25 protein-coding genes and 3 tRNA genes are annotated in these 26,800 nt (G+C 44.8%); 5 read left to right on the forward strand and 23 right to left on the reverse strand.

Annotated elements, in window-relative coordinates; genetic code table 11:
• The 10 genes from NYG90_RS04225 to tsaD all read right to left on the reverse strand — a co-directional run bounded on the left by NYG90_RS04225 (nucleotide 1) and on the right by tsaD (nucleotide 7,438).
• Nucleotides 1–77 (reverse strand) — tRNA-Arg (locus tag NYG90_RS04225).
• An 8-nt stretch (nucleotides 78–85) separates the two neighbouring features.
• A tRNA-His gene (locus tag NYG90_RS04230) sits at nucleotides 86–162 on the reverse strand.
• 42 nt (nucleotides 163–204) lie between these two features.
• Nucleotides 205–282 (reverse strand) — tRNA-Pro (locus NYG90_RS04235).
• Nucleotides 283–347: 65 nt separating this feature from the next.
• Nucleotides 348–1,607, reverse strand: a complete 1,260-nt coding sequence (locus NYG90_RS04240; protein WP_285264742.1) for an MFS transporter — start codon at nucleotides 1,605–1,607, stop codon at nucleotides 348–350.
• Between the two features lie 84 nt (nucleotides 1,608–1,691).
• Nucleotides 1,692–2,414 carry an alpha-1,2-fucosyltransferase gene (locus tag NYG90_RS04245; RefSeq protein ID WP_285257044.1) on the reverse strand — a complete coding sequence of 241 codons (723 nt, stop codon included), beginning with the start codon at nucleotides 2,412–2,414 and terminating at the stop codon, nucleotides 1,692–1,694.
• A 70-nt stretch (nucleotides 2,415–2,484) separates the two neighbouring features.
• The gene (locus NYG90_RS04250) at nucleotides 2,485–2,679 is read right to left on the reverse strand and encodes a hypothetical protein (RefSeq protein WP_285264743.1); all 195 of its coding nucleotides are present in this window, start codon (nucleotides 2,677–2,679) and stop codon (nucleotides 2,485–2,487) included.
• Nucleotides 2,680–2,740: 61 nt separating this feature from the next.
• Nucleotides 2,741–3,472, reverse strand: coding sequence for a fumarate reductase iron-sulfur subunit (locus NYG90_RS04255; RefSeq protein ID WP_115012175.1), 732 nt, complete (start codon nucleotides 3,470–3,472; stop codon nucleotides 2,741–2,743).
• Entirely contained in the window at nucleotides 3,472–5,442 is a 1,971-nt protein-coding gene (locus NYG90_RS04260; RefSeq protein ID WP_285257046.1) for a fumarate reductase flavoprotein subunit, read from the reverse strand. The genes NYG90_RS04255 and NYG90_RS04260 overlap by 1 nt, the downstream gene beginning before the upstream one ends.
• A complete protein-coding gene (locus NYG90_RS04265; RefSeq protein WP_115012177.1) occupies nucleotides 5,443–6,213 on the reverse strand; it encodes a fumarate reductase cytochrome b subunit in 771 nt (256 codons plus the stop codon). It abuts the gene before it with no gap.
• Nucleotides 6,214–6,367: 154 nt separating this feature from the next.
• Nucleotides 6,368–7,438: a tRNA (adenosine(37)-N6)-threonylcarbamoyltransferase complex transferase subunit TsaD gene (gene tsaD, locus NYG90_RS04270; RefSeq protein WP_285257047.1), complete on the reverse strand. Its 1,071-nt coding sequence runs from the start codon at nucleotides 7,436–7,438 to the stop codon at nucleotides 6,368–6,370.
• Between the two features lie 118 nt (nucleotides 7,439–7,556).
• Between tsaD and NYG90_RS04275 the strand changes: the two genes are divergently transcribed.
• The gene (locus tag NYG90_RS04275; protein ID WP_285257048.1) at nucleotides 7,557–8,120 is read left to right on the forward strand and encodes a YceI family protein; all 564 of its coding nucleotides are present in this window, start codon (nucleotides 7,557–7,559) and stop codon (nucleotides 8,118–8,120) included.
• A gap of 31 nt (nucleotides 8,121–8,151) precedes the next feature.
• On the opposite strand, the gene NYG90_RS04280 is transcribed toward NYG90_RS04275, so the two are convergent.
• Both NYG90_RS04280 and NYG90_RS04285 read right to left on the reverse strand, forming a co-directional pair.
• Entirely contained in the window at nucleotides 8,152–9,942 is a 1,791-nt protein-coding gene (locus tag NYG90_RS04280) for a hypothetical protein (RefSeq protein WP_285257049.1), read from the reverse strand.
• Nucleotides 9,943–10,154: 212 nt separating this feature from the next.
• Complete coding sequence (locus tag NYG90_RS04285) at nucleotides 10,155–10,322, reverse strand: hypothetical protein (protein WP_285264744.1); 168 nt, start codon at nucleotides 10,320–10,322, stop codon at nucleotides 10,155–10,157.
• Between the two features lie 234 nt (nucleotides 10,323–10,556).
• On the opposite strand from NYG90_RS04285, the gene NYG90_RS04290 reads away from it, so the two are divergent.
• Nucleotides 10,557–11,708 carry a hypothetical protein gene (locus tag NYG90_RS04290; RefSeq protein ID WP_285257051.1) on the forward strand — a complete coding sequence of 384 codons (1,152 nt, stop codon included), beginning with the start codon at nucleotides 10,557–10,559 and terminating at the stop codon, nucleotides 11,706–11,708.
• Between the two features lie 127 nt (nucleotides 11,709–11,835).
• Here the strand turns inward: NYG90_RS04290 and queF are convergent, their stop codons facing one another.
• The 7 genes from queF to tig form a co-directional block, all read right to left on the reverse strand.
• Nucleotides 11,836–12,309 carry a preQ(1) synthase gene (gene queF, locus NYG90_RS04295; protein WP_285257052.1) on the reverse strand — a complete coding sequence of 158 codons (474 nt, stop codon included), beginning with the start codon at nucleotides 12,307–12,309 and terminating at the stop codon, nucleotides 11,836–11,838.
• A gap of 39 nt (nucleotides 12,310–12,348) precedes the next feature.
• Nucleotides 12,349–13,023 carry a dephospho-CoA kinase gene (coaE, locus tag NYG90_RS04300; protein ID WP_285257053.1) on the reverse strand — a complete coding sequence of 225 codons (675 nt, stop codon included), beginning with the start codon at nucleotides 13,021–13,023 and terminating at the stop codon, nucleotides 12,349–12,351.
• On the reverse strand, nucleotides 13,008–13,808 hold the full coding sequence (locus tag NYG90_RS04305) for a spermine/spermidine synthase domain-containing protein (protein ID WP_285257054.1): 801 nt from the start codon (nucleotides 13,806–13,808) through the stop codon (nucleotides 13,008–13,010). The genes coaE and NYG90_RS04305 overlap by 16 nt, the downstream gene beginning before the upstream one ends.
• Nucleotides 13,809–13,890: 82 nt before the next feature.
• On the reverse strand, nucleotides 13,891–14,430 hold the full coding sequence (def, locus tag NYG90_RS04310; RefSeq protein ID WP_285257055.1) for a peptide deformylase: 540 nt from the start codon (nucleotides 14,428–14,430) through the stop codon (nucleotides 13,891–13,893).
• Nucleotides 14,408–15,499, reverse strand: coding sequence for a nucleotidyl cyclase domain-containing protein (locus tag NYG90_RS04315; RefSeq protein WP_115012186.1), 1,092 nt, complete (start codon nucleotides 15,497–15,499; stop codon nucleotides 14,408–14,410). Before NYG90_RS04315 ends, def begins: the two co-directional genes overlap by 23 nt.
• Before the next feature lie 21 nt (nucleotides 15,500–15,520).
• Complete coding sequence (clpP, locus tag NYG90_RS04320; RefSeq protein ID WP_115012187.1) at nucleotides 15,521–16,108, reverse strand: ATP-dependent Clp endopeptidase proteolytic subunit ClpP; 588 nt, start codon at nucleotides 16,106–16,108, stop codon at nucleotides 15,521–15,523.
• A 4-nt stretch (nucleotides 16,109–16,112) separates the two neighbouring features.
• Nucleotides 16,113–17,555 carry a trigger factor gene (gene tig, locus NYG90_RS04325; RefSeq protein WP_285264745.1) on the reverse strand — a complete coding sequence of 481 codons (1,443 nt, stop codon included), beginning with the start codon at nucleotides 17,553–17,555 and terminating at the stop codon, nucleotides 16,113–16,115.
• Nucleotides 17,556–17,650: 95 nt separating this feature from the next.
• Here tig and fliI point away from each other — a divergent pair, with 95 nt between their 5' ends.
• Together fliI and NYG90_RS04335 are read left to right on the forward strand one after the other, a co-directional pair.
• Nucleotides 17,651–18,991, forward strand: coding sequence for a flagellar protein export ATPase FliI (gene fliI / locus NYG90_RS04330; protein WP_285257057.1), 1,341 nt, complete (start codon nucleotides 17,651–17,653; stop codon nucleotides 18,989–18,991).
• A gap of 27 nt (nucleotides 18,992–19,018) precedes the next feature.
• Nucleotides 19,019–19,852 carry an oxidoreductase gene (locus NYG90_RS04335; protein WP_285264746.1) on the forward strand — a complete coding sequence of 278 codons (834 nt, stop codon included), beginning with the start codon at nucleotides 19,019–19,021 and terminating at the stop codon, nucleotides 19,850–19,852.
• Between the two features lie 389 nt (nucleotides 19,853–20,241).
• Here the strand turns inward: NYG90_RS04335 and flgL are convergent, their stop codons facing one another.
• On the reverse strand, nucleotides 20,242–22,797 hold the full coding sequence (flgL, locus tag NYG90_RS04340) for a flagellar hook-associated protein FlgL (RefSeq protein WP_285257059.1): 2,556 nt from the start codon (nucleotides 22,795–22,797) through the stop codon (nucleotides 20,242–20,244).
• Between the two features lie 117 nt (nucleotides 22,798–22,914).
• Between flgL and NYG90_RS04345 the strand changes: the two genes are divergently transcribed.
• On the forward strand, nucleotides 22,915–23,148 hold the full coding sequence (locus tag NYG90_RS04345; protein ID WP_285257060.1) for a hypothetical protein: 234 nt from the start codon (nucleotides 22,915–22,917) through the stop codon (nucleotides 23,146–23,148).
• A gap of 41 nt (nucleotides 23,149–23,189) precedes the next feature.
• Here NYG90_RS04345 and NYG90_RS04350 read toward each other — a convergent pair whose 3' ends face one another.
• From NYG90_RS04350 to NYG90_RS04360, 3 genes are all read right to left on the reverse strand, one after another.
• Nucleotides 23,190–24,500 (reverse strand): CapA family protein, encoded by a 1,311-nt coding sequence (locus tag NYG90_RS04350; RefSeq protein ID WP_285257061.1) that lies wholly within the window; start codon nucleotides 24,498–24,500, stop codon nucleotides 23,190–23,192.
• The gene (locus NYG90_RS04355) at nucleotides 24,497–25,882 is read right to left on the reverse strand and encodes an FAD-linked oxidase C-terminal domain-containing protein (RefSeq protein ID WP_285257062.1); all 1,386 of its coding nucleotides are present in this window, start codon (nucleotides 25,880–25,882) and stop codon (nucleotides 24,497–24,499) included. The genes NYG90_RS04350 and NYG90_RS04355 overlap by 4 nt, the downstream gene beginning before the upstream one ends.
• 103 nt (nucleotides 25,883–25,985) lie before the next feature.
• Complete coding sequence (locus NYG90_RS04360) at nucleotides 25,986–26,747, reverse strand: plasminogen-binding N-terminal domain-containing protein (RefSeq protein ID WP_115012193.1); 762 nt, start codon at nucleotides 26,745–26,747, stop codon at nucleotides 25,986–25,988.
• Nucleotides 26,748–26,800 lie beyond the last annotated feature (53 nt).

The following is a 26,800-nucleotide window of genomic DNA, read 5'->3' on the forward strand; positions in this document are numbered from 1 at the left end:
TGGTGCGCCCGAAGGGAGTCGAACCCCTAACCCCCAGATCCGAAGTCTGGTGCTCTATCCAATTGAGCTACGAACGCACAAAGTATGGGGTGGATGATGGGGCTCGAACCCACGACCCTCAGTGCCACAAACTGATGCTCTAACCAACTGAGCTACACCCACCATAAGAAAATATCAAAAAGAAGAAAAATAAGCTTCCCAAAATGGTCGGGGCGAAAGGATTCGAACCTTCGACCCCTTGGTCCCAAACCAAGTACTCTAACCAGACTGAGCTACGCCCCGATTACTCGATACCCAAACATTTTAGAAACGCAGATTATAGCTAAAGGCTATAAAAAATGTCAAGATCACGACCTTAAGCTAGCACCTTTGTAAAAGAAAAATACAGCCGCTAGTCCATACAGCACAAAGCCCATAATCACAAACATCTCAATAAGCCCAAAGGCTTTAACAACAGGCTGGGTGAGAAAAGGCGAGCAAAACTGCCCCATAAACAAAAAGCTCGCCAAAAATCCATACGCTTTAGGACGCTCACTATCACTTGCTAGCATATAGAGCCACGAGCTATTATTGATAAGCATTAGCCCAAGCCCTGCGCCTATGCACATAAGCGCAAAAAGCAGTGAAATATAGTTGTGAAAAAAGCCGATGATAAATAGCCCTGTCCCTATAAGCATAAGCGCGGCAGATGCAATATGTTTGATAGAAAGAAACGCACGCACGCGGTTATACATTAGGCTGAAAAACGCCATAGCCAAACTTGTGCTTGCCATAGAAATACCGATTTGAGAATTGGGCTTTTCTAAGATATGGGAGATAAAAAATGGGATTTGCGTAGGCACGACATTAAACATCATCATCGCAAAAAACCCTAGAAAATACACAGGGGCAAATTTATACAGCCAAGCACCCATAGCACGCAGGCGTTGCACAAAAGAGTCGTGTGAGACCTTTGGGGCTTGTGGGATAGCGCGTGGCTCAAAGAGTGCGAATTTAACATAGAGCAGGATAAAAATCCCACCCAGATAGGCAAGAAATGGAAATCTCCAGCTAATTTCTGCAAGCACACCTCCACCTACAAGAAATATCGCCCCGCCAATTGCCATAGCAAAATTCTGCGTGCTAAGGACCTTTTCTCTCGCCCTACCTTTGTAATAATCCCCTATAAGCACGCCCACACCTGTGGCTAAAAATGCCGTGGCGACCCCTAAGAAAAAGCGCGATACAAGCAAGGCATAAAGATTATCTAGCATAAAGCCACTTGCCCCCGCCACACTCCATAGCAACAATGCAGCAAAGATGACAGGAAGCCTTTTATATGCCGCATAGACAAATCCGGCTAGAGGTGAGAAAATCATAATCGATAGTGCTGGCAGCGTTAAAATAAGCTTAGAGAGCATATCCGCGTGTGGCGTGCTGGCAAAATGCGCTTCAAGCTCAGGCAAACTTGGCGCGATGATAGTAGGACCAAGCACAGTAGTAGAAGCGATAGCAAAAATGGCAAGCCTAGTAACTAGCGATGGATTCTGTGATGTCATAATATCTCCATAAAATTTCAAAGAAGCATTAAAGTAAGCCGCATTGATATATGTGGTGTAAGAAAACATTGTAGCAAATTCTTAATAAAATAAAACAGATTGATGAGCTAGCCTAGAATCCAACTCGTGCCATAGGCAATAAGCCCCTAGATACTAGCACACTTGATTACCCCAAGTAGGATTTAGCACGATCCAATCATCAGGCATTATATTGATCGTGCAATCAGGCTCATCAAGCAAATGTATGCTAGGCATTATGACTATTTTATGGGGATTTTCTATAAGATAGGCAGCCCACCAGCTAAAAGTGCTATTAGCAGTGATGGCGTGCTGGCAACTGCGCATAAGCATTAGCTCTTGTGTGGGATTGCTCTCGTCATTATTATCAATAAAGCTAAAAGAACATCCAGCATACACATCACGATCTAATAGCCCTAAAAACTCTTGCTTGCACCACGCAATATCATTGCTAAATATAAAAAAATGCACCCCGCCACCAAGAGCCTTAAGCACTTGGGTAATGGCGCATTCATAATACGCCTTTCCTAGCTCAAGATATTGCCACAAACGCAAGTAATCCCCTCTTCTAATGTGGATAAAAGTTGCATTAGGCGTGGCTTGTATTTGGGCTTGTAGATTGCGGTTTGCTGGCGTTAGGGGACAAGTGAAGTCTCTACGCAAAATCTCTTCTAATCCCTTGATATAAGAGAGATTTCCATAGTATCCAAACACGCGAGTATCGCTTGTGATAGAGTGCAGTGGTATGGCTTCACCTAATTTGGCTTCTGTGATTGTGGATTTATATGGGTGGGATTTGCGATTGCTTGGCAGCAATGCTTGTAGAATCTGGTAAAGGGGCTTTGGCGCAATACGCATAAACTTATGATATATACGAAAAAACCAAAACCACCTATCGCACCCATAAAAGTGGCTAAAAAGCTCAGGCTTAGACAAAATAGGCAGTGTGATAGCAAAATGCGCTAATTCTAGATCGCGCGTATCTTGCCCCCCCCCCCCCGATTCCAGCGGAAGCGTTGGCTAGCCCAAAGGCTTCTTTGGATTCTGGGAGGAAATGCGTCGCCTCTAGTGCCACTGCAAAGCCTTTGGATTCTAGAAATTTGGCAAAGGCGTATTGAAACATTTGATTTCCAAGTCCTCCGCACAAGTAGATAGTAACCATCGCTTGCCTTTTGTCCTTATCCCTATTTCGCGCCTACGGCTACCATTTTACGGCGCAAATAGGCGATTTTGCTTTGAAGGGGGAGATTTTTAGGACAAGTATCGTGGCAGGCGATAAGACTCATACAGCCAAACACGCCATCATCATTGCCCACTAGCTCGTAGAAATCTTCATCACTGCGTTTATCGTGGGAGTCGATCATAAAGCGCACGATTCTATTCATACCAGCTGCACCGACAAAATCTTCGCGCATAAGCTTGGTCGCACAGCTTGCGATACAGCAACCACACTCAATGCAGCGATCTAGCTCAAACACATCTTGCGCTTCTTGCGGATCGATGGGCTTCTCAAGCTTGGAAATATCTGTCTCCTCATTGCTATGCACCCAGCTCTCCACGCGCTTTGTCATACCAGCAAACCACTCGCCCGTATTGACACTTAGATCCTTGATAAGCTTGAATGCAGGCAGAGGCATAAGCGTGATAGTATCGGGGAAGTCTTTTGTCAGCGTGCGGCAGGCAAGCCTTGGGCGACCATTGATCATCATCGAGCAGCTACCGCAAATCCCAGCGCGGCAGACAAAGTCAAAGCTTAGATCTGGGTCTTGATTTTCACGGATAAGATTTAGCGCGATGAAAATCGTCATAGAATCCGTTTCTTCGATCTTATACTCAGCAAAGTGTGGCTTTGACACTGCGCTATGCGGATCAAACTTCAAAGCACGAATAGTAAGTGTTCTTCCTTTTGCTTCCATTATTTATCTCCTAGTCGTTGATTTTTTTCTTTATACTTGGGCTGTAAGTCAAAGTCCATAAGAGCCTGTTGTAGCTCATAGCGATCGCCGCCACGAGCTTGCACTTCTTGGGTGATTTTATCAATCTCGGCTTGGCGTTTGGCAGAGAGAGGATTTTCAATAATCATACCCTTTGCCCCATAGCCACGGAATCCGGGCGCGATCTCCATAGACATAATATCTAGGTCTTCATAGGAGAGTGTGGGTAGTGTTTGTGTATCGCTCTCCCACGAAGCAAGCGTGCGCTTTAGCCATTTTTCATCATCGCGTTTTGGATAGTCTTCACGCGTATGTGCGCCTCTAGATTCTGTGCGATTAAGCGCACCAAGAGCCACACAAAGGGCGAGTTTGATCATTTTAGGCACGCGATAGGCGTCCTCTAGCTCGGGGTTGTTATGGAGCTTTTTGTTTTTGATACCGATGTTTTTGCTTCGTTTGTAGATTTCTTCCAAACGAGCAACAGCATCTTCTAGCCCCTTGCCATCGCGGAAAATCCCCACATCTTCTTCCATAATGTCTTTCATCGCGTTTTTAAGCTCATAGACATTTTCGTGTCCGCTATTATTGACAAGAGATTCTAGGTAAGCTTGCTCTTTGGCGACAAACTGCTCAATCACAGAAGTTTGCAAGTCCATTTTCGCTTGCTCACAATGCTGCGCAAAATAATCCCCAATAATCATACCGCTAACCACTGCTTCACTCACAGAGTTTCCACCTAAGCGGTTAAAGCCGTGCATATCCCAGCACGCTGCTTCACCAGCGGCAAAAAGCCCTGCAAGTGCAGTGTGTCCTTGATAATTTGTGCGGATACCGCCCATAGAGTAGTGCTGCATAGGCTTCACAGGCGCCCATTTCTCCGCTGGGTCAATCCCTGCAAACACTTGGCAGATCTCTTGCACATCGCGTAAGTTGCGCTCGATATGCTCTCTCCCAAGGATTGAAATATCAAGCCACAAATGCTCTCCATACGCAGACTTCACGCCCTTGCCCTCTCTAATCCTTTGGATCATACGGCGAGAGACGACATCGCGACTTGCAAGCTCCTTTTTCTCCGGCTCATAATCAGGCATAAAGCGATAGCCATCGACATCGCGCAAGATCCCGCCATCACCGCGGCAGCCCTCTGTGAGCAAGATCCCACTAGGGAAAAGTGGCGTTGGGTGGAACTGCACCGCTTCCATATTGCCAAGCTTTGCTACTCCTGTCTCCATTGCAATAGCAAGCCCAATACCCTCGCAAATCACGGCATTTGTGGTGTTTTTGTAGATCCTACCATAGCCACCTGTGGCGATAAGCGTGCCTTTTGCCACATAGGCGATAAGCTCACCTGTGATGAGATCGCGCACGACAGCCCCATAGCAGATCCCATCTTTGTGAATTAAGCGCAAGGCTTCTTTGCGGTCTTGTATATCTACGCCGTGTTTATAGGCTTCATTTGCCACAGCGTAGAGCATAGAATGCCCCGTGGCATCAGCGGTGTAGCAGGTGCGCCACTTTTTTGTCCCACCAAAGTCGCGAGAGTGGATATAGCCGTGGCGGAAGTCTTCTTCTGTGATAGTGGTCTTTTGCGCGTTAATGACAGCGGTGCGATCGCCTTTTTGGATTCTAGTCCAAGCCACTCCCCACGAAGCAAGCTCTCTAATCGCCTTAGGCGCAGTGGTAACAAACATTCTAGCTACCTTTTGATCACAGCCCCAATCGCTTCCTTTAACAGTGTCTGCAAAGTGCAGGTCTTCATTATCCCCATCGCTCATTTTTGAATTACCAAGACTTGCTTGCATACCGCCTTGTGCTGCTGCCGAGTGGCTGCGCTTGACAGGCACAAGAGATAGCACGATTGTGCTTAAGCCCTTTTGCTTTGTCGCAATAGAGGCGCGAAGCCCAGCCAAACCGCCGCCGATAATTAACGCATCTGAATATACTACTTTCATCTACTCTCCTTTTCCTTTTGTGGCTACATCAACTGCGCGATAATGCTCTATGCCCTTGCTAGAATCCAGCCCTTGACCGATTTTGATATATGCAGCATAGGAGCAAAGCCCAAGCACGATACAAAACACCGATAACGCCCACTTAACACGGCGAAGATTTTGTATGCCGAGCTTCTCAAACCAACCCCATTTGATACAGAGACGATAGAGTCCAATCGAGCCGTGTAGCTCCACAGCAAAAAGCAAAAATATATATAAAAGCCAATAGTTTTGATGCACAAAGCGGAATGATGATGCAAGTGGTCCTATGTGTTCAGGCTGGGTAAGGTTGGTAAAAAGATGAGGCATCGCTAGGAAAAACATCGCAAACCCTGTGGCAGCTTGGATCACCCACAAACTCGTATCGCCGTGTTTCATCAGCTTTTTATGCGTTTTTAGCGCGATAAATTGACGATAATTGACAGGAAACTTGCGCAATGCCAAAAATGCGTGCGCGACAAAGGCTACAATCACCACAGCCGCCACAATCGACACCAAAAACGGCTGCCCCTCATCACCAAAGATGAAACTTCCTTCAAAGAATGTCGTTACTGCAAACATCGCCTCTTGGCTAACCAAAATGCTAGATACAAACAGCAAATGCGCGAGCATAAATAATGCCAAGAAAAGCCCCGTAGCACTCTGCCAAAAATCTAGCCGAGCAGGCATTTTGCTCTTTTTTCTCTCCTTTGTTACACCTGTGTAACTTTCAATGATCTTGTCTTCTTGCATTGAATCTCCTTAAGTGTGTTCGCCCTAGATTCTAGGGTTGTGCGTGAATTATAATCTATTTATAAGCAAAAATACCTAAAAAATGAGAAATTTAAGTCTATGATTACATTGCCAATTGTGTGGCAATGACTCTTGTGTAAAATCCCAAGAACCATTAGAGAGTGTGAAGATAATTGGTCGTGCTACGCGGGCTTACTTCTTGAGCAATTGAGTCTGCAAATATTCCCTTTTGCCACTCTGGGATCGCAGCACGCCCTATCATCGCAGCATTATCAGCGCAAAACTCTAGCGGTGCTAGATGCAGTCTAAGTCCAAAGCGCGTGCAAAGTCGCTCTATCTCAGCGCGCAAGCTTGCATTACTACTCGCCCCACCTACAATGGCAAAATCACGGATACCATCATTATTTTTATGCTTGAGATATTTTTCTACTTGATTGCTAATATGAGCTATGGCAGCTTTTTGAAACGATGCGCACACCAATGCTTTATCGCTCTCATTGAGACTAGAATCCACTTTTAGCCTAGAATCCACTTTGCTAGGATCGTGGCTTGATAGAGATTCTATGAGCAATCGCGTGGCATTTTTAAGCCCAGAGAAGCTAAATCCGTGCTTGTCTTTTAGCGGGAGGGGGAGAGAGTGGATTCTAGTGGTGGGCGATAGCTTGGAGGCATAGGATTCTATAATAGGTCCGCCCGGATAGCCAAGGGAGAGCATTTTAGCGACTTTATCAAAGCTTTCACCAAAGCTATCATCTAGACTTTGAGCGATGATCAAAAACTCTTCTTCACTGCGTGCTTGCATAATCTGCGTATGCCCGCCAGATACAAGCAACACACTCATAGGAAAAATAGCTTCGCACTGATTGATAAAAAGTGAGTAAAAATGCCCGATTAGGTGGTTGATAGCAATAAGCGGGATACGCAAGCTTAGAGCAAGAAGCTTTGCCATCATTAGCCCTTCAATAAGACTCACAGACAGCCCCGGCTCTGTGGTGATCGCCACTGCTTTAAGGCGCGTAAAATCCCCTAGCTCGCCCTTTAGTATAGCTAGAATCTCTGGCAGTCCCTTTGTATGCAGTCTTGAGGCAATCTCTGGCACAACGCCACCATACACACTATGCGCACTATCTTGTGAAATTTTATGGTGGAATACAAGCTTGGCACTTGCTATGTCTGTGAGAGCAAGTGAGCTATCATCACAGCTACTTTCTATGCTTAAAAGCATTGCCACTCCTTATAGTAAAATACAATTATACAAAGAATTAGCGCGTATTAACATTTGCGCGTTAGAATCTACGGCACCGGACTTTAGATCTGGTGCAATCCCACAATGAAGGACATTTATGAAAAAGTCTCTACTTGTTAGCTCAATCTTGGCTCTAGCTCTCTCTGCAAGTAGCGCAGCACAATATGATGTTGATGTATCGCATTCTGCAGTGAATTTTCAAGTTACGCATATGATGATCAGCGATGTCGATGGCGCGTTTAATACCTTTAGCGGTGTGGTGGATTTTGATGAGAGCACCAAAACCCTAAAAGCTCTTAGTGGTGAAGTGCTTATCTCCTCCATTGATACCAAAAATGACTCACGAGATAAGCACCTAAATGCGCCTGATTTTTTTGATTCTGCGAAATTCCCCAAAGCCACGCTTGTGATGAAATCTATCAAGGGCAAAAAGCTTACGGCAGATGTAACAATCCGCGGCATTACAAAGCCTGTTGTATTTGATATGAGCATAAAAGGTCCGGTAACAAACCCAATGAGCAAAGAAAACAAACTTGCAATCGCCATCAAGCTTGAAGGCAAGCTAAACCGCAAAGACTTTGGAATCGGTATGGATACAAAAGATGCCCTTGTAAGCGATGAAATCGCACTGCGCATCCAGCTTGAAGCCCATAGCAAATAAGCTTGACCTAGATTCTATCTAGGGTTTTGGGCTAATGTATCTCTGTATGCTCTATATAGTAGCGATTTAGCCCAAATGTATGCTGCATTAGTTCTACACGAAAACCACTCCCGAGATAATCCCGCACCACTTCAATAGGCAAGCCTGTGATAAAAAAGCAGCGTTTATGTGAAGTTAGCGTTGCTAACGCCTCCCAAGGATCCTTGATGAAATAATAAAGCCGCAAGTCATTAAACCACGCAATCACTCTTGTAGAAGAATAATCGCTTATATGACTATAAATCGTAGGGATCGCCCTATCGCCTTGCAATTCTGTATCAAGTATAGGCTCCATTTGATACACGGCAAAAGACGCTCTGTCTTTTTCCTCTGGGTAGGATAAAAACCCTACTTTATGATATAGCATAAGACTTAGGATAATCCCAGCCCAAGCCACACACGCTACAAGACTTCTGCGCAAAAGCATCGGCATAAGCACAACGACAAGAAGCAAGCATAGCAATGGCAATGAAGCCACGACAAAGCGCAAGATCTTCCACGGAGCCACAGCCATAATCACCACCCCAAAAACAAGAGCCAAGACCCCCATAAGCACCGCTAGAAACACCTCCTTGCTCCATAGATTTTGCATAAGGCGAGCATTTTTATACCACACAAAAAGCGACACACAACACAGCCCTAAAATAATGGGCGTAAAAATATTTTGCCCTAGAATCTCCCCGTAAGCATTCATAGATTCTGCAAGATTTGTCCCTACTCCACCTGCCCTATCAAGTGCAGAGCTAGCGTGCCCACCAAAGAAGCCCTTGTGATAGATAGGATACATCGCATAGGTGAAGCCTACACCAAGCCCAAAAGTAGCTAACAAGGCTTTGGCTTTTTGGGCAGATGCACCAAGCGATAAAAACACCAAAATCCCCCCAAGCATAAGCACATATAGCAAGACAAAATACCCACTAAGCAAGAAGCAAGCTAGCACAAAAGCCCCTAAGATAATCTCTGCCCTAGAGACACTTGCGCGACAAAATTGCCGCGCCATAATCCAAGCAAACGCTAGAAACAAGCACTCCTGCAAGGCATATTCTCGTATTAACATCGTATTAGAAATACTTGCGCCATTAAGAAAAGCTAGAGATACAAATGCCAACACAAGCACACTACTGCCAAACAGCTGCCGCCCAAGCAAAAAGCCAAACAAAAACGCAAGCGGATAAAAGAGCAGGAGATTTACCCCCACGCCCCTTTGGATAATCCAGCCCAAATCCCCTGTGCGCACGCCAATATGCCATAAACGCAAAATCGTATAATACAAATTCGCGTGTGAATGGGAATCTCCATTATTTGTGAGATAAAGATCCCCTATATCTTTAAGCGCGGAGATAGGGCTTGCATTATGCCATAGCTCTAGCTCTTTAATCTCTTTACCATAATATACCCCATCGCGACACTCCCCACCCCATAAGCACCCTTTAGAATGCGAGCTAATCGCTACTGACCACACCTCATCGCCGTGCAAGTGGATCTTTTGCCCCATATACCACCAGCGCAAGCCAAAGCCGATGAGAAATACCACACCACACGCAATGAGAATCCACCTTTTGTAGCTAATACCACAAAACACGCTTGAGCTTTGATGTAAAGAATTTGTAACTGCAGCAAAGCTTTGTGCCGGGATCTTGCTATACCACCGCTTGGCTAGAATCTGCAAGGCGTGGTATTTATAAGATACTAAGCTAAGCAAAAGACATAGCCCTGCGACAAAGCCATAGCCTAGCAAAAGCTTTTTCCATAGTGTGGGTGCTATGGCGATTGTATAATGCAAAGTGCTAGAAATAGCCGATATGGGGGATTTTGTCTCTAAGACAAGATAGTTTTTATCCAGCGTGATTGTGCTAATTAGCTGTGTATCGGGTGCATTGAGTATGAGCTGTGTAGATAGATCTGTAAGAAGTGTAAAATCTCTTTGATAGCGAAATATATGGCTTGGGAAACGGAGCTTAGCGCGATAGATATAGGTCCTAGTTTGTGTGCTGGCTATGGGGGGGGGGAGGCAGTAGCAGAGGTGAAAGTCGCTTCTATTGTCGCTTCATAGCTATGGGATTTTGCATAATGATGTATGCCATAAAGTGCCAAAGCACAAAGGACAAACACCCCGCTTAGCCCCGCTAGAATCCACAACCAAAGCACTGATAATCTTCTCATATACACCCTTTAGCCAAAATAAAAGCACGCATTATAGCAGACCTTAATAATTTCTGTGCAAAGCCGCCATACCTTGAATAGCAAGTCAAGGACGCATCACACAAATAAAATCTATGTAAATCAAGGATTTTAGGGCGATTGACAAAGGCTCATTAACTTTTCTATTAAAATATTAGGCGTTTTGTCGATATACTTTCCGTGAGCAAAGCTCAACTTCACAACAAAGGACACAAGATGAAAAGCAAACTTTTGATAAGTGCTGTTCTTGCTTCAGCAGTTGCCACAGGTGCAAATGCAAATGTAGAGCTATTTGGGCATTTAGGTGTAGTGTATAATCAAGAATTTGGCGATTATATGCATTTTAACAAAGACGGCGTTAATTATGGTGGCTTCACTGGACATCTAGGCATTGATATTGGATCTAACAGCGTTGGATTTGGTGTTGGTGGCTGGGGTGGCTCACAAATTTGGGCGACAGATAATTACGCAAAACATAATGTATATGGCGATAAATACATCGATCTATCCGACTTGTATTTCCGCTATAACGGCTCATTTGATTTCTATGCAGGGCGATTTGATGGTAGCTTTATGCGATCAGATTGGCTTAATAGCTATATACAAGGTGTGGGCTTTAGCTACAACCTAGGCAAGTCAAACATTTGGGTTACTTGGGCAAATGACTACACGACATTTGGTGTGCTACCAGGGCGTATCGCAAGTGAGCTTACTGCATACACTAGATTCCCATCAAGCTTTAATAACTTTGACATCGGTAGCCGAGACATTATAGCTGGTGGTGCGAATCTTGACTTTGGTATCGCGCAAATCGATCCTTTTGTGCATTACTTCCTAGACTCTTACTCTCAAAGCAATGTGCTTCAAGCAGGGACTAGAGCGGCACTTGTGCTAGGTGGTAGTGGTGTGAAATCTATCACTTCTGGTAAGTTTATGTGGCAAAATGGCTGGAATGGCAACACAATGTTCGTGCAGCTTGAAGAAGAGCTTCGATTCCAAGATATTTTCAAACTCGGTGGTGGCTGGTATATGGTCGGCGATAATGCTGGTATCAAAACAATCAGCGACAACACTCGATTCTATGGTCGCTACCTTATGCCATCTCACGCCGGACACTTTGGTGCAGGGACAAGCACTTGGTATGCTTTTGGCGGTGTAGAACACGAGAGAGTAAAGCTTGATGTGCTCTATGCCGGTGGCGATTATAGTGAGTTTTCTGCCGTGGCTTCTGTGCGTGTGTTTGACCTAGGGCTAGGCTTTATGAGAGAAGGTTTAGCTCTTGATGTAGGCGGTGGCTATGTCAATAACGGCTTTGGTGGCAACCTACAATACCACAATGCCATAGCATTTGCAAAACTTGTATTCTAAGCCTATGATAGCGGGACACCCCGCTATCGCTTTCTCTTTTTTCTCTTTAGTAAATCACTTTTTAGATTCTAGGTATTTGGATTCCTACTCTATATCCATAAGGTCGTGCAAAGCAAAGTGCTAGATTCTAGCGATTAGTAATTGTCTCTGGGTAGAGATCGTGATTGGCTAGGCGCATTTGTGCCATTTGCTGATATTGTCCCTTGCCATAATTACAATACGGATCGATACTTAGCCCACCTCTTGGGAGAAACTTCCCCCACACCTCTATATAATGCGGCCCTAAAAGTTTGTTTAAATCTTTCAAAATAAGGTTCATACAATCTTCGTGGAATGCGCCGTGATTGCGGAAGCTAAAGAGATAGAGCTTAAGTGATTTGGATTCTACAATGAGCGTATCTGGGATATAGCTGATATAAATAGTAGCAAAGTCTGGCTGCCCTGTGATCGGGCATAAAGAGGTGAACTCTGGGCAATTAAATTTGACAAAATACGCCACATCTGGGTGGGGATTTGGGACTGCTTCTAGCAAGCTTGGCGCGTAGTTATGCTCATAAGTCGTGCGTGAGCCTAGGGCTTTTAAGTCTAAATCATTTGCCATTGATACTCCTTGGTATAAATAGCAAAGCTAAAGCAAAACCTATGCCTTGATACGCATTGCAAGCTCGCGCAGCATAGAATCCACCTTTGCTTCTAGCGCGGGAAGCGTGCTGCTATTGTCTATGACAATATCACTTTGGGCGATCTTTTGCCCTAGTGGCATTTGTGATTGGATTCTAGCTTTTGCCTGCTCTAGTGTGAGTGTGTTTCTTTGCATTAAGCGCGCAAGCTGCAAGTCTTCTCTAGCACCCACACACACCACCATATCCACACCATAGCGCGCCCTCCCACCACTTTCAAAAAACAATGGTATATCAAGGAAATACCACTTTTTACGCGCTTCTAGCATATGGGCTTTAGCGATGATTTGAGCGTATATGCGTGGGTGAGTTATGGATTCTAGTAAAGTGCGCTTTGCAGGATCGCTAAAGACAATCTCCCCAAGGGCTTTGCGATTGATTGTAGTAGGTCCATTAGATTCTACAATACCCTTGCCAAAGGTGCCAACAAGCACGCCAGCACATTCTTCAAGCACACAATGCGCGATACTATCAGCACAGATAATCTCAAAACCACGCGCTTGCAAAAGCCTACTAACGCTACTTTTTCCACACGCTATACCGCCTGTCAGCGCGACTCCATAGCGCAAGTAGAGAGACTTGGCAAAAGTGGATTCTAGGGAGCTAGAATCCACTTTTTCTAGTTTTTGACCCACGGCTGCAAAGTGCTTGCTAAACGCGTGGGCATAGCAAAAGCGGCATTATGAATATCAGCATTATAGAAGCTAAGATTATCAAGCATATCAGCCCTTTGCAGCCACAAATCAGCCAAGGGATGCGTAGCCTTAGAAGCAAATACAAAAACCTCATCGCCAAAAAATGGCATAGCAAACGGCATAGTGATAGAAAATAGCGCACTCACGCTACTTAACATCTGTTTGCACTCATCTGCTTGCAAATACGGATGCGGAAGCCTTGCGATAAATACCCCATCTGTATGCAGCATACGGCTTAGTCCATCAAGCTCGTGGGCATTGGGGGTGGCTTGGTGAATGATTAGATGATATTTACCTAGCGGCAGATCAATCGCTTTAGCATACAGCCCAAAGTCTCTATGCTCGCGCACACTTTGAAAATGCGGCAAAAAGCTTATAAGAGAATCTAGCACCTTGCTATCACTCTGTATATAATGTATAAGCATATTATGCTTAAGTAGCTCAAAAGCAAGCTCGAGATTAAACCCCCCAAGTATGAGAGCTTGATCTTGCGGGGATTCTGGGGCTTTTACCCGCAAGCAGCAAGCCCCAATATGTGCGATAAACTCACTCACATAGCCCAAATGGCATTCAAGCAATAGCTCGCGCTCATCGATAAGAGCAATTTGCCCAAATTTTTTGCTTTTAAAAATTTCTAAAATATGATCACTTCGCACATCAAGGGTTTTTTCTTCGATGGCATATTCTTTATGAAAGTCTGCGCTAAGTTGGTGATTGAGCCACATAATAAATCCTTTATAATGATGAATATGCTGCGATTATAGCGTATTTACCCACGCTAGAATCCACTTTTAGCCTAGTGGCTAGCTATCTTGCTTGTGTTTTACTTTTCTGCTCTTTTTGGATTCTCTTTAATTCTTTTTCAAATTTTTTACGCCGTAATATTGGCAGTCTATCGACAAACAAAACACCATCTAAATGATCCATCTCGTGCTGCACCGCTATGGCGAGCAAGCCATCTGCCTGCAAGACTCTCTCCACGCCAAATCGATCTTGATACCCTATGCTTACTGACTCAAATCGCTCAATCTCTTCATAAAATCCCGGGACAGACAAGCAGCCTTCTTGGTAGGTTACTATGCCTTGAGTTTTTAGCAAAGTGGGGTTAATAAGCTCTAATCTATCTTCTTCATATTGCTGCCCATCTTCTTCGCGCGGCAGAGTGATCACAAGCGCACAAATAGGCTTATTGACCTGAATCGCCGCAAGCCCTATGCCATTTGTAGCAATCATCGTTTCATACATATCATCAAGCAAAGTATGAAGACCCTCATCAAATTCCCTAACTTTTTGGGATTTTGTCTTAAGCCTTTTGTCTGGGTATTTAACTATCGGCAGAATCGCCATTGATATCATCCTGCTGATAGATTTTGCAATGTCGCTTTTCATCAAGCGCGATTTTTAATGTCGAAAGGCACGCGCTTTGTGTCTCTTCAATAGAGCGTTCTGGCATAATTTTTGCGATACTTGAGGTTACATCAAGTTGCAGATTCATATCCCCTACAAACACATCAGTTGTCTGGGCTGATTGGTAGAGAAACACACAAAGCTCTTGGGCTTCAATCAAGTCCGAATACTTTAGCAAGATCCCAAACACACCATCACCCATATATGCGATAAAATCGCTAGTTTGTATGTGTTTTTGCAAAAATTTCGCCATAGTTTTTAGAAGAATGGTAAAAACAGGAGAATCCTGCCCAACCTGATGAGATAAATCTTGAGACAGAGTAATGTAGATCAATACTGAAGAGTGATTAAACTCCAAACAGAGCTTTTGCTCTTTAAGCAAAACATCAGTAAAGTAGCTTTTATTATACACATCAAGATTGAGATCATAGACAGAATTTTGGCTGATTTGCTTAAGGTTTTTATCAGTCTTTGCATAAAGCTCGCGGATTTGATCAAGCTGCTTGGAAGTGATCTTTGTAACTTTCGTCATATCGCGGATAAAAAAGTCCATCACATTGCGCATAGTGAGCTTATTATCTGCTTGCTCCACATCTTTGGAATATTGCTTTACTACATTTTCAGCGATTAAGAAATTTTGATACACGACAGACATACAGCCAAGCACCTGCTTAATAATGCGCAAGCTCTCGCCTACGGATTTCTCAAACACAAGTGCGCGATTTTCTAAATCTGATTGCATACGCATAATAGTGCGGATTTTCTCCCTAATGGCTGGCGGCTCTTTTTGCAAAAACTTCTCAAAATATAAGCGGTAGTTTGAAGGTAGGCAAGGCAAGGATTCTGCTTGAAGGGTATGGATAGTGGTCTCTGAAAGGCGATTTACCACCTCTATGAAATCACCACTTTCTCCAGATCCCGGCGCAATATCAGAATGCACATCCGGATTGATCCCCGATAAGAAAGGATTAGAGCCTATATCAGAGGCTTTTTCTTGATTTTTCTCCATTGTCTTCCTTGCTTATGTGATCTATTTAATGCTTTTTGTCAAAACCTTATCGATTAGTCCATAATCCTTAGCTTCTTTAGCACTCATAAAAAAGTCTCTTTCTGTATCTTGGGCGATTTTTTTCAGTGTTTGCCCAGTGTTGCTAGCCATAATTTCATTAAGCACTGACTTAAGTCGTAAAATCTCTTTGGCTTGGATCTCTATATCTGTGGCTTGTCCTTGCGCACCACCAAGAGGCTGATGAATCATAATGCGAGAATTTGGCAGAGAATATCGCTTGCCCTTAGCCCCGCAACTAAGCAAAAACGCCCCAGCACTCGCAGCCTGCCCTATGCAAATCGTGCAAATATCTGGGCGGATATATTGCATAGTGTCATAGATACTAAACGCACTTGTGATCACGCCACCAGGGGAGTTGATGTAGAGATTGATGTCTTTTTCTGGATCTTCTGCTTCAAGAAACAATAGCTGGGCAACAATGGAGCTTGCTACCATATCGTTGATCTCCCCACTTAGCAAAATCACGCGATCTTTAAGTAGCCTTGAGTAGATGTCATAGCTTCGCTCACTGCGCCCTGTTTTTTCAATCACATAAGGAATATAGTTCATCGCATTAAGCCTTTGGAGTTTTTTTGGTTGTTTTGGGTTTGGTGGCTTTGGCAGGGCTTTTGCCTTCATTAGCACTAGAATCCACTTTTGTAGAATCCGCCTTTTTGGAGTCCGCTTGGCTAGAATCCACTTTTGTAGCCTTTGCTTTTTTATCGAGCAAGCCGGCTTTTTCATCAAGCAGATGATGTAGCACGCGATCTTCTATCATTGCCATTTTTACTGCAGGGATCAGCCCATTTTCTCGATAGTATTCAAGCACCTCTTTTGGATTTTGACCTTGCATCATTGATTCATAGTAAATAGCCTGCACTACTTCATTGTCATTGATAGTAATGCCCTTTGCCTTAGCGATAGCATCGACAATGAAAGTAATCTTCACACTCTTGCACGCCTCATCACGGAAGCTCTCGCGCTTATCTTTGGCTTTTTGCACATCTTGCTGATAATCTTTTAGCTCATCTGGCGCGATTGTGGAGAGCGCATTGCGGAATAGCACATCCATTTCTTGCTCGACAATAGCATCGGGCAAATCAAAGCTAAAGCCGCTATCAAGGGCTTCAAGACATTTTTGCTTCATTTCATCATTGTAGTGGCGGTTTTTCATCTCTAGGGCAAGTTCATCTTTCATACGAGATTCTAGCTCTGCAAGCGTCGCATCATCTCTGCCTAGAATCTTTGTCGCAAGCACATCATCAATCGCGCATTTTACGCGCTCTTGGATTTTATTGATCTTGACCTTGAAAGTCGCGAGTTTGCCTGCTAGCGCACTTGAGTGATAATTCTCCGGGAAATTGACCTCAATGCTCTTTTCTTCGCCATTTTTGACACCTATAAGCGCATCTTCAAAGCCGGGGATAAACTGCCCGCTGCCAATCGTGAGATCAAAGCCTTCTGCCTTGCCACCCTCAAAAGCTACGCCATCAACAAAGCCTTCAAAGTCAATATTGACAATATGATCTTTTTTGACTGCTTTATCTTTGGATTCTACTAGCTCACCTTGTGATTGTGCCATCATATCAAGTCGCTCTTGTATGTCTTTTTTCTCTGGCGTGGGGATTTTGGGCGTGGGGATTTTGGATTCTAGGGCTTCTAGGCTAAATTCTGGAATCAATGAAATAGCAATCTCCACCTCAATTGCCTCTGCCCCTTTATCAAACTTCGTGATAATAGGATCGCCGATGAGCTGCTGGGGAGTGAGCTGCAATTCTTTGAGTGCATTTGATAGCATATCTTGCACAAGCTCTTTTTGCGCGTCTTTTTCTAAGGAATCTTTGTAGCGAGATTTGACAACTTGCACAGGCACTTTGCCGGGTCTAAACCCAGCGATTTTAAGTGTCTTGCTTGCTTTTTGCGCGATAGATTCTAGCTTCTTCTCAAGATCTTGAAGCGCGATTTTGCCTTTTGCGATCGCATTGGCGGTGTTGGTTTTGCTTGTTTGAAGATTCATACCATATCCTTGAAATGTGAGTAAATCTGGGCATTTTAGCCAAAAATATCAAAAAACATTATAAAATTACACGATTTGACTTCTTAAGGAATGTAATGTCGCTCCGTGTGCTTAAACACAAACTCGCCTCGCGCCCAAATCTCTCGCCACAATATGGTGTCATCTCCAAGATCACACCCACAATCATCTATGCCAAGGGCATTAGCCCATCAGTTGGCGATATTGTAAAAATCACGCACAAGGATTCTAGTCAATCGCTAGGGATTGTTACGCTAAGCGATGGGCAGAGCTTCGGGTTTAATCCCTTTTCTTTCGTGGAGCATTTTGGGATCAATGATATTGTGATGATTGAGAAAAATGGCTTAACTTTCCCTATGGCAGAATCTATGCTTGGGCGCGTGTTTGACCCACTTGGCACGCCCATTGATGACAAGCCCCCACTGCTAGAATCCACGCATTTGCCTATCATCACGCCGCCCATTCGCGCACTAAAGCGCGGTATTATCGATGAGATCTTTGATGTAGGTGTGCGCTCAATCAATGGACTGCTTACTTGCGGCAAGGGGCAGAAGCTTGGGATTTTTGCCGGATCTGGCGTGGGGAAATCCACCCTTATGGGAATGATTGTCAAAGGCTGCAAAGCTCCTATAAAAGTCATCGCTCTTATTGGTGAAAGGGGGCGAGAGGTGCCGGAGTTTATCCACAAGTCCCTAGGCGGCGATCTTAGCAGCACTGTGCTAATCGTAGCCACAAGCGATGACTCACCGCTTATGCGCAAATATGGCGCATTTAGTGCTATGGCAGTGGCGGAGTATTTTAAGTCTTTGGGGAATGATGTGCTGTTTATTATGGATTCTGTTACGCGCTTTGCTATGGCGCAGCGAGAGATTGGGCTAGCCCTAGGCGAGCCACCTACAAGCAAGGGCTATCCGCCATCAGTGCTAACGCTTATGCCCCAGCTTATGGAGCGCGCAGGCAAAGAAGAGGGCAAAGGCTCTATCACGGCATTTTTCACCGTGCTTGTAGAAGGCGATGACTTAAGCGACCCTATCGCTGATCAAGCTCGCTCAATCCTTGATGGGCATATCATTTTAGAGCGAGCTTTGACAGATTTTGGGATTTATCCGCCTATCAATATCTTAGCCTCTGCTTCGCGCGTGAGCAATGACATCATCACCAAAGAACATAGGGAGCTGATACAGAAATTCCGCCGCTACTACGCGCTGCTAAAGGACAATGAGATTCTCCTACGCATAGGCTCCTACCAGCACGGCAGTGATCCCGAGCTTGACTACGCGCTGGCGATCAAGCCTGTTATGGAAGAGTTTTTAAAGCAAGCAGAAGATGATAGCGTGAGCTTTGAAGAAGCTCTAATAATGCTAAAGGCGGTGTTTGCGCTGCCACAAAGCGAGCTTATGCAAAATCCAAACACATAGATTCTATCTCTTACCCCAAGGATCACAATGGCGCAGCAACAAGTCGTATTTCTCACAGGAGCAAGTAGCGGGATCGGCAAAGAGACAGCGGTGATACTCCATAATGCAGGCTACAAAGTCTATGCCGCTGCTAGACGCATAGAGTGTATGCAAGATTTGCAGGATATGGGGATTTGCGTGGTGTTTATCGATCTGCTACAAGAAGAGTCCATTAGATTATGCGTAGAATCCGTTATGCAAAAAGAGGGCGGTATTGATATTTTGATTAGCAATGCTGGGTATGGATTCTACGGCGCGGTGGAGGATACGCCGCTAGAATCCGCTAAAGCACAGCTAGAAGTTAATCTCTTTGCCTTTGCGCACTTGGTGCAGCTAATCGCCCCTAGTATGCGAGCAAAGGGGGCTGGCAAAATTATCGCCGTAAGCTCCATAGCTGGCAAGGTATGGACACCCTTTGGTGGGTGGTATCACGCAAGCAAGTTTGCCCTTGAGGGGCTATGCGATAGCTTGCGATTAGAGCTAAAGCCCTTTGGCATTGCAGTCATCATCATTGAGCCCGGCGGGATTAAGACTGATTGGGGGATCATTGCTGCAAGGCATTTGCGAGAGATTAGCGAGAGTGGCGCGTATAAGCAGCAATGTGAGCATTATGCTAGGGCGTTGGAGCAAACTTATCAAGGCTCTTCACTCTCTAGCCCTAGTCTCATCGCACGCACCATCTATCAAGCCATCTCTGCCAAAATCCCTAAAACACGCTATCTTGTAGGCTTTATGGCACGCCCTATGCTCTATGCTAAACGCCTTTTGGGGGATAGGCTGTTTGATGCAATTATCGCCTATGCGTGGGGCAAGAGGTGGTAGTGAAGTGGTAGTAGAATCTAGCTACCACGCTTCATAACTAGATGTGATGACTAGGGGTTTTGATTGAGAATTGCGCGAAACAAGATTCTACCCTAAAGTGGTTACAACGAAAATTTTTGTAAAAATTATGTAAATATTTACTTTTATATTTCATAATTCCACCCAGCCGGATGGCATATCCGGCTAACGCATTTTGAGAGTGTCTTTTACATTATCTTAGTTTTTATGCGTTGCTCTCCTTTTTGTTTATTTAACTCCTTATCATCTTATCGCTCCCCCCTAGCGATAAGGTGTTAATCTATCACTTCATACAACAATCCCCAACAAATCCCACAAGCAATAAAAGATAAACACAATAAAGACTAGAATCCAGCCTAGATGTCAAGTCCCTAGAGATAATTGACAAGCGACATTTGGTTGATCCTACTTGTAGAGTTCATCACAGCATTTAGGTTTGTCGTGATATTAGAAAATTTATTATAAGTATCTGCAATATCCGTGCCGATATTTTGTCCTTTAAGCCCTTCAATCTGTGTTTTTAAAATCTCGTGGCGGCGTATGACATTTTCAAAAGTCTTGCCGTGTGAGCCATTGAGCGCGATGATTTTTTCTATATGATCGCTTAGGTGGTCAAATGCCGTTATGCCATTTTGCACGCCTTTATTACGCATAATAGCCCCATACGAATCCTTTGCCCCTGCGCGATACACGCCCTTTCTCACTGCTTCGATAATGTCATCAATTTCTTTAAAAAAGTTAATTTCTGGTGTATCAATCACAAGCGCATTATTGGCATTTAAGCGCAGAGAATTTGTATTGCGCTGTAATGTATCGTGTGAAAAATCATTGCTACTTGCATCATAAAACATCACATTCATTCGCGTAACAGAGCGCATTTTGTCTTGGATCTGGATTCTACCATCTGGGGTCATTGCCACATCAAACATTCCCTTTGCATCAGTAAGTAGCTGGACATACGCATCTTTGGTCGCTTGCACGACACCGCCCTTTGGTGGCTCTACTGCTTTATAAGAATTATGATCTTGGTTGCTATAATTTAGTGCGATACTTAGCGCATCCATAAGCTGGCGATATGTTACATCATCAGGCTTAGTAATGCTCACTCCGGGCGGCTCATCGATAGGGTTAAAAAGCGGGATCGTGTAGTCTTGCCCATCTTCTGCGACATTTGGCAGCAGCATATATGCCCCAGCTTCATCAAAGACAATGCGCGCTTCTATCTGCACACCATTCATATCATTGACTTTTAGCACATAGCTTTGTCCCTCAATGCTCGCCCCCACCACATCGCTAAGTTTTGTCTCGCCATTTGCATAGCCACTGCCATTTGCCAGCACTTGCGAGAGACTAGAAGTAAGCTTTGAGCCCTCTACTTGAAAAAATGTCCTATCATATTCATTGCCATAATCTGTCGGCACACCATCAGTTTGTGCGCCAAATTCATCAAGTGTTGTCAAAGCGATCGAGAATCCGTGCTCACCATTAAAGGGCGGATCTTGGAAGTCGTGCGCTTGATTTGCGACATTATTATCAATCACAATCAAACGCCCCTTGGTGATTGTTACATCAATATTACCGCCAAAATGCTCTTTAATCGCTTGGGCAAGATCCCTAGCAGTAGCCCCCTTAATATCAAAGCGCAAGAAATCTAGCGGCTCTTGATCTTCTCCTGTGTTTATCTTGCCATCTGGCGTATTTGGACGGGTCCCGCTAATAAGCAGTGTCGAGACATTAGGAGGGAAGAGATCTTCAAGCTTTGTAGTCATTTCTGCGGCTTTGTTATCCCTAGTGATGAAAGCCGTAGGCAGCTCTACTTTGCGGAAGTCGCTTTTGTCCGTTACGCCAACGATGGTAGATACCACCCTATCTGTCAAAAACGCACTTTGATTATAGGCTGTAACGCGCGCTCCATTAGTGATCAAATCATCAATATTATCGACATTCATATCGCTTGAAATCATATGAAAATCTATCCCTGATTTACCGGGCTCTAAGTCTTTGATCTCTATTTGCCCCCATTGATTAAGTGTAACTTCTACGACTTTATTTAACGCCGTATTGCCAAACTCCTTGCCAATGCGATCAAGCAAGTCCTGCACCTTTGTCGCTCGCGCATCATTAGAAAATCCTTTATCCAAGGCAAATTTAGACTTAAACACCGAGCCATCAGATCGCACACCCCGCAGATAAAAATACTCCGGCACATCATTGCTAGGGTCGCTATCATCATCGCCGATCAAATCGCGCAAAGTATCGCTGGCTTTGATATAGACTTCTTGGGAGAGATTGCTGCGGTTTGAGCTATCCATAATGCCCGGGTGCAGCTTGGATTGATTAAGCATTTTTAGGTTTGTGGTGATGATACGCTGCTTATCACTATCCCTGCCAAAAAACAGCTCCTGCCCTGTTACATTATATGGCACAAGATTATGCGAGCTTACTAGGACATTGAGCTTTTCATCATTGCCGTGGTAGTTGCCATCTTCATCAAATGGCGGGTGATCGACTCTACTCCCGCCAAAGATGAAATTCCCACCGATAGAAGTATTTGCTAGGCTTAGAAAATGCTTTTTCAACGCCTCCATATCATTGGCGATAGCCTCACGAGAGGCAGGGGAGTGTATGTCATTTGCCGCTTGGATTAGCTTTGTCTTAAACTGCACCATTGTCTCTGATAGATCGGATAAGGTTTTATCGGTATTAAGCGTGGCGGTTTGTGCGTGCTCAGCGACATCAATGCCTTGGGCTAGGGTGTTGATCTCATTTTCAAAGCGGAGATTTTGATTATACACGCTTGCATCTTGGTAGCCGTATTGGATTTTAAGCCCAGAAGCAATCTGCGTATTTTTGTCATTAAGCTTGTTTTGCAAGGTGTTTTGGTAGTGGTTCATTTGGTTATACTTGGTCCCAAATGTGATACGCATAGAATCTCCTTGAGCTTAAAATCCTAGAATCCACTTTTCACTTGTGGCGTTGGCTTTTGGGCTAGAATCGCAGATTGCTTCATCTTGCTTCGTCAATAGACTCCAAGTCTTATTTCCTTGCAAGCCTTGCAAACCCCAATTCTAGCCTCAAAATCCTTCCGCCTACAAGGTGGTTATCAAACATACTTTCAGCCTCTGTTTCATCGCAAATCCTGCCGCCTGCTAACCTTTGAGCGTTTTTGTCAAAATCCTAGAATCCGCGGCGTTTTAAAGCGATTTTGTCAAAAGTGGATTCTAGGTTTTTGGATTTTTGGCATTGCTAGAATCCTCGTTTCACACCCCACCTCCTAATGCAAAGTAAGCAAAAAAGGTGCCACTTTAGATCCTACCCCTTACTTCCACGCTTGGGTGAGGATCTTTGTGTAGTCTTTATAGATGTGCTTGGCGTTTGGCAGAAGCTTATTGCTTACCTTTCGCAATGGATAGATGGCAAAGTTTTTGCCCCCACTCTCATAATGCGTCCAAATAAGCTCTGCACGCAAATCGCTTAAAGATACCCTAGGCACAAATCCCCTCTCTGCCCCAAGCCTAGCAAGAAGGGCTTCACGCTTTTTTGTATCAAACAAATGTATGCGCACAGAAGTGAGCATACCCACGCGCTTGTTTATGCCCTTTTGCGCGGAGATGAGATTGCCGTGCGAGTAGATCACAAGGGTGTTGCCGATTTTTTCAATAGGCTGGATCACATGGGGGTGATTGCCGATGACAATATCCACGCCAAGGCTCGCTAAAAGCGCGGCAAACTCGCGCTGCTCCTTGCTTGGGGCAAAGTCGTATTCTATGCCCCAGTGCATTGAGACAAGCAGCAAATCCACCTTATCCCGCAGGGCTTTGACATCGCGTATAAGCATATCTTTGGTATAGACATTGACAAGATATTCCTTGCCCTTTGGGATAGGGATACCATTGGTGCCATAAGTGTAGGCAAGCAGCGCGTAGGTAATGCCATTTTTCTCATAGATTCTAGGCTTATCTCTATCCTCTTGACTTGCATAGCTTCCAGCGATGGTGATTGGCATTGCTCGTGTGATAGACTCTGCCTCTTTTGTATGCCAATACGCAAGCATTGTCCGCACACCGCGCTCGCCTTTATCAAGCGTGTGGTTATTGGCTAGGGAGATGAGATTAAAGCCAAGGGAAAGCATCGTATCGCCAAATTCTTGCGGGGAGTTAAAGCTTGGATAGCTACTAAGCCCAAGCTCTGTGCCGCCTAAAATGGTCTCTTGATTGTAAAATGCCAAGTCATAGCGTGCGATGAGTGGGGCGATAGGCGCAAACATCTTGGCGAAGTTATATGTGATAGCACCAGTGCTAGAATCCACTTTTTGCGCATCTGTATATACCGGCGTATGCAGCAGCGCATCACCTGCCATCACAAGCGACAAAGAATGCGCGCGCGTAAAAAGCCGCTTCGTGCGCTTAGGTGGAGAGTCTGGCGCGATCTTAGCTTGTGCCTCTTGGGCTGATTTTTGCGGCGTATTTGCGCTGGATTCTAGCTCTTGCGATGAAGTGGATTTGACAAAATTAGATTCTATTGCAATGTCTTGAGACACTGCGTGCAGCGGATAAGCGAGCCATAAGCACGCAAGATAAGCACAAATCCACGCCTTAGATCTATGCAGATCGCCCTTGGTAAGAATCATAAGCCCATTTTGCCCGGGTTCAAAATATTGTTTGGATCAAATGCCTGCTTGATTGCCTTAAACAAATTCATCTCTTCTTGCGTGAAAGCTAGGTGCATAAAGGGGGCTTTGGATAGCCCTATGCCGTGCTCGCCACTAAGCGTGCCCTCTAGCTCCACCGCAATGGCAAAAATCTCTTCAATACACGCATAGCCGCGAGCTAGCTCATCTTTATCATCGGGATTTGGCACCATCACATTCGTATGCACATTGCCATCGCCCGTATGCCCAAAGCAAGGGATCTTAAAGCCATATTTCTCGCTCATTTCTTGGATCCTAGCAAGCAGCTCTGGCAAGCGAGAGCGCGGCACGGTAATGTCTTCATTAAGCTTTTTTCTGCCATAGATTGTGATACTCTGGCTTGCATTGCGTCTTGCAAACCACAAGTCCTCTTCCTCCTTAGAATCCTTAGCTACGACAAACTTCGTGCAGCCATTTTCCATAAATCGCGCTTCTAGCTTGCTAAGATCAGCTTCTAATGCCTCTGGCAAATCACCATCAACTTGCGTGATCAAAATCGCCCCAGCGTCCTTTGGCAGCCCCTTATGAAATCGCTCTTCAACCGCTTGGATAGAGAGCTTGTCTAAAAACTCCATAGCCACAGGCGTAATCCCACTTGCCATACTTCTATACACCGCATTCATCGCATCTTCAATGCTTGCAAACACCCCCATAGCCGAGCGTTTGTATTGAGGCTTGGGCAGCAGCTTCAAAGTAAGCTCTGTGATGACTGCAAGCGTGCCCTCACTAGCGATCAAAATGCCTGCGATGTTGTAGCCTGCGACATCTTTAATCGTCTTTTTGCCTGCGCGGATAATATCGCCATTTGGCAGCACCGCACGCAAGGCAAGCACATAATCTTTGGTGATCCCATACTTTGCCGCGCGCATTCCTCCGGCGTTTTCACTGACATTGCCCCCTAGCGTGCTGTAATCTTGGCTAGCTGGATCTGGCGGGTAGAAAAGCCCCCGTTTTTCCACTTCGTTTTGAAAGATTTTATTCACCACGCCGGGCTGGACTCTAGCAATGAGATTTTTCTCATCGATTTCTAAGATTTGATTGAAGTGCTTCTCAAGGCTTAAGATGATTCCACCACTAGCAGGCAGAGCCCCACCTGTGAAGCCACTCCCCGCCCCGCGCGGCACAATGGCGATTTTGTGGGTATTACAATAGCGCAAAATCGCGCTTACTTCAGCCTCATCGCGCGGATATACCACCGCATCTGGCTCATATCGCTCCCTTGTAGCGTCATAGCAGTAGGCAAGCAAATGCGCCTTATGTGTGTGGCAATTATCTTTCCCTACTATCGCACTTAATGCTTGTATATGTGTGGATTCTAGCATAGCAGCTCCTTAGCCCTTAGTTATCTTACTCTTGTCTTGGCTCACGCCCATCTAGTGCAATCATATCTATACCCACACCAACAATGCTTTGCTCTCACTTACCCTACTCCTTTGACGCCTTAAAATCCTTGCCCTGCGCGATTAGCGCGTCATAGTAGCGGAAATACTGCTTGGAATACTTTTTAAACAATGCCGTATCAAGCGATCCACTAGAGGCATACTGCACTCTAGAGAAAAATGGCGCGATCGTGCTAGCATTTTCAAGCTCACTCGTGGAGAATTCACGCTTTTCTAGCACCACTAAGCTTTGGCAGTCAAGGATATTAAGCGACTCTGTGGCGATCACAAATAGCAAGCCTGCATTATAGATCCTACACACTTTATTCAAAAATGCAGGCTTGGGATCAAACCCCCCCATATCAAACAAATACCCAATCATCAAATCAGAGTTTAAAAACTCAATAGCAGGATACGCACTGCGCACTTGCTCGTAAGATTCTAGTGTAGGAGCGATGATGAAAGCGCGATTATTGAGCGTGCGGAAATACACCTCATCGCCTTTTGTGGGGGCATTGGTGGGCGAAGGCAGGTATTTTTGCTTTAGCACACTATCGGCTTGGATTTTTCCATACGCCACCCCAGAATCCACCTTTATCACCGCCACTTCTGCAATCACGCTTGCATAATTGCTATCAAATCTATGCCACACAAGCCCACTCTCACCCACTTGCAAATCCATAGCAGGGATCTCGATAATCTGTGCTTTTTCATCAACAGCTTGGATACTAAGTTTAAGTGGATTCTGGAGCGAATGCCCATAAGCCCACAGACAGCCCATAATCATCACGCAAAAAACATATCTCACACACAATCCTTAAGCAATATAGAATCTAAACTAGCTCCCACCTACGCACCTAA

The sequence above is a fragment of the Helicobacter zhangjianzhongii genome, from assembly GCF_030249855.1.
Taxonomy (GTDB): domain Bacteria; phylum Campylobacterota; class Campylobacteria; order Campylobacterales; family Helicobacteraceae; genus Helicobacter_B; species Helicobacter_B zhangjianzhongii.

Coding starts and splice junctions, on each gene's coding strand:
- flgL (WP_285257059.1), bottom strand. CDS start 22,797: ATGCGTATCACATTTGGGACCAAGTATAACCAAATGAACCACTACCAA.
- NYG90_RS04250 (WP_285264743.1), bottom strand. CDS start 2,679: ATGTTTCAATACGCCTTTGCCAAATTTCTAGAATCCAAAGGCTTTGCA.
- NYG90_RS04285 (WP_285264744.1), bottom strand. CDS start 10,322: ATGAGAAGATTATCAGTGCTTTGGTTGTGGATTCTAGCGGGGCTAAGC.
- NYG90_RS04355 (WP_285257062.1), bottom strand. CDS start 25,882: ATGCTAGAATCCACACATATACAAGCATTAAGTGCGATAGTAGGGAAA.
- NYG90_RS04245 (WP_285257044.1), bottom strand. CDS start 2,414: ATGCGTATTGCGCCAAAGCCCCTTTACCAGATTCTACAAGCATTGCTG.
- NYG90_RS04275 (WP_285257048.1), top strand. CDS start 7,557: ATGAAAAAGTCTCTACTTGTTAGCTCAATCTTGGCTCTAGCTCTCTCT.
- tsaD (WP_285257047.1), bottom strand. CDS start 7,438: ATGCTTTTAAGCATAGAAAGTAGCTGTGATGATAGCTCACTTGCTCTC.
- NYG90_RS04240 (WP_285264742.1), bottom strand. CDS start 1,607: ATGTTTTCTTACACCACATATATCAATGCGGCTTACTTTAATGCTTCT.
- clpP (WP_115012187.1), bottom strand. CDS start 16,108: ATGAACTATATTCCTTATGTGATTGAAAAAACAGGGCGCAGTGAGCGA.
- NYG90_RS04260 (WP_285257046.1), bottom strand. CDS start 5,442: ATGAAAGTAGTATATTCAGATGCGTTAATTATCGGCGGCGGTTTGGCT.
- fliI (WP_285257057.1), top strand. CDS start 17,651: ATGTCGCTCCGTGTGCTTAAACACAAACTCGCCTCGCGCCCAAATCTC.
- NYG90_RS04350 (WP_285257061.1), bottom strand. CDS start 24,500: ATGATTCTTACCAAGGGCGATCTGCATAGATCTAAGGCGTGGATTTGT.
- def (WP_285257055.1), bottom strand. CDS start 14,430: ATGGCGATTCTGCCGATAGTTAAATACCCAGACAAAAGGCTTAAGACA.
- NYG90_RS04315 (WP_115012186.1), bottom strand. CDS start 15,499: ATGGAGAAAAATCAAGAAAAAGCCTCTGATATAGGCTCTAATCCTTTC.
- NYG90_RS04290 (WP_285257051.1), top strand. CDS start 10,557: ATGAAAAGCAAACTTTTGATAAGTGCTGTTCTTGCTTCAGCAGTTGCC.
- queF (WP_285257052.1), bottom strand. CDS start 12,309: ATGGCAAATGATTTAGACTTAAAAGCCCTAGGCTCACGCACGACTTAT.
- NYG90_RS04265 (WP_115012177.1), bottom strand. CDS start 6,213: ATGCAAGAAGACAAGATCATTGAAAGTTACACAGGTGTAACAAAGGAG.
- NYG90_RS04305 (WP_285257054.1), bottom strand. CDS start 13,808: ATGTGGCTCAATCACCAACTTAGCGCAGACTTTCATAAAGAATATGCC.
- NYG90_RS04335 (WP_285264746.1), top strand. CDS start 19,019: ATGGCGCAGCAACAAGTCGTATTTCTCACAGGAGCAAGTAGCGGGATC.
- tig (WP_285264745.1), bottom strand. CDS start 17,555: ATGAATCTTCAAACAAGCAAAACCAACACCGCCAATGCGATCGCAAAA.
- NYG90_RS04255 (WP_115012175.1), bottom strand. CDS start 3,472: ATGGAAGCAAAAGGAAGAACACTTACTATTCGTGCTTTGAAGTTTGAT.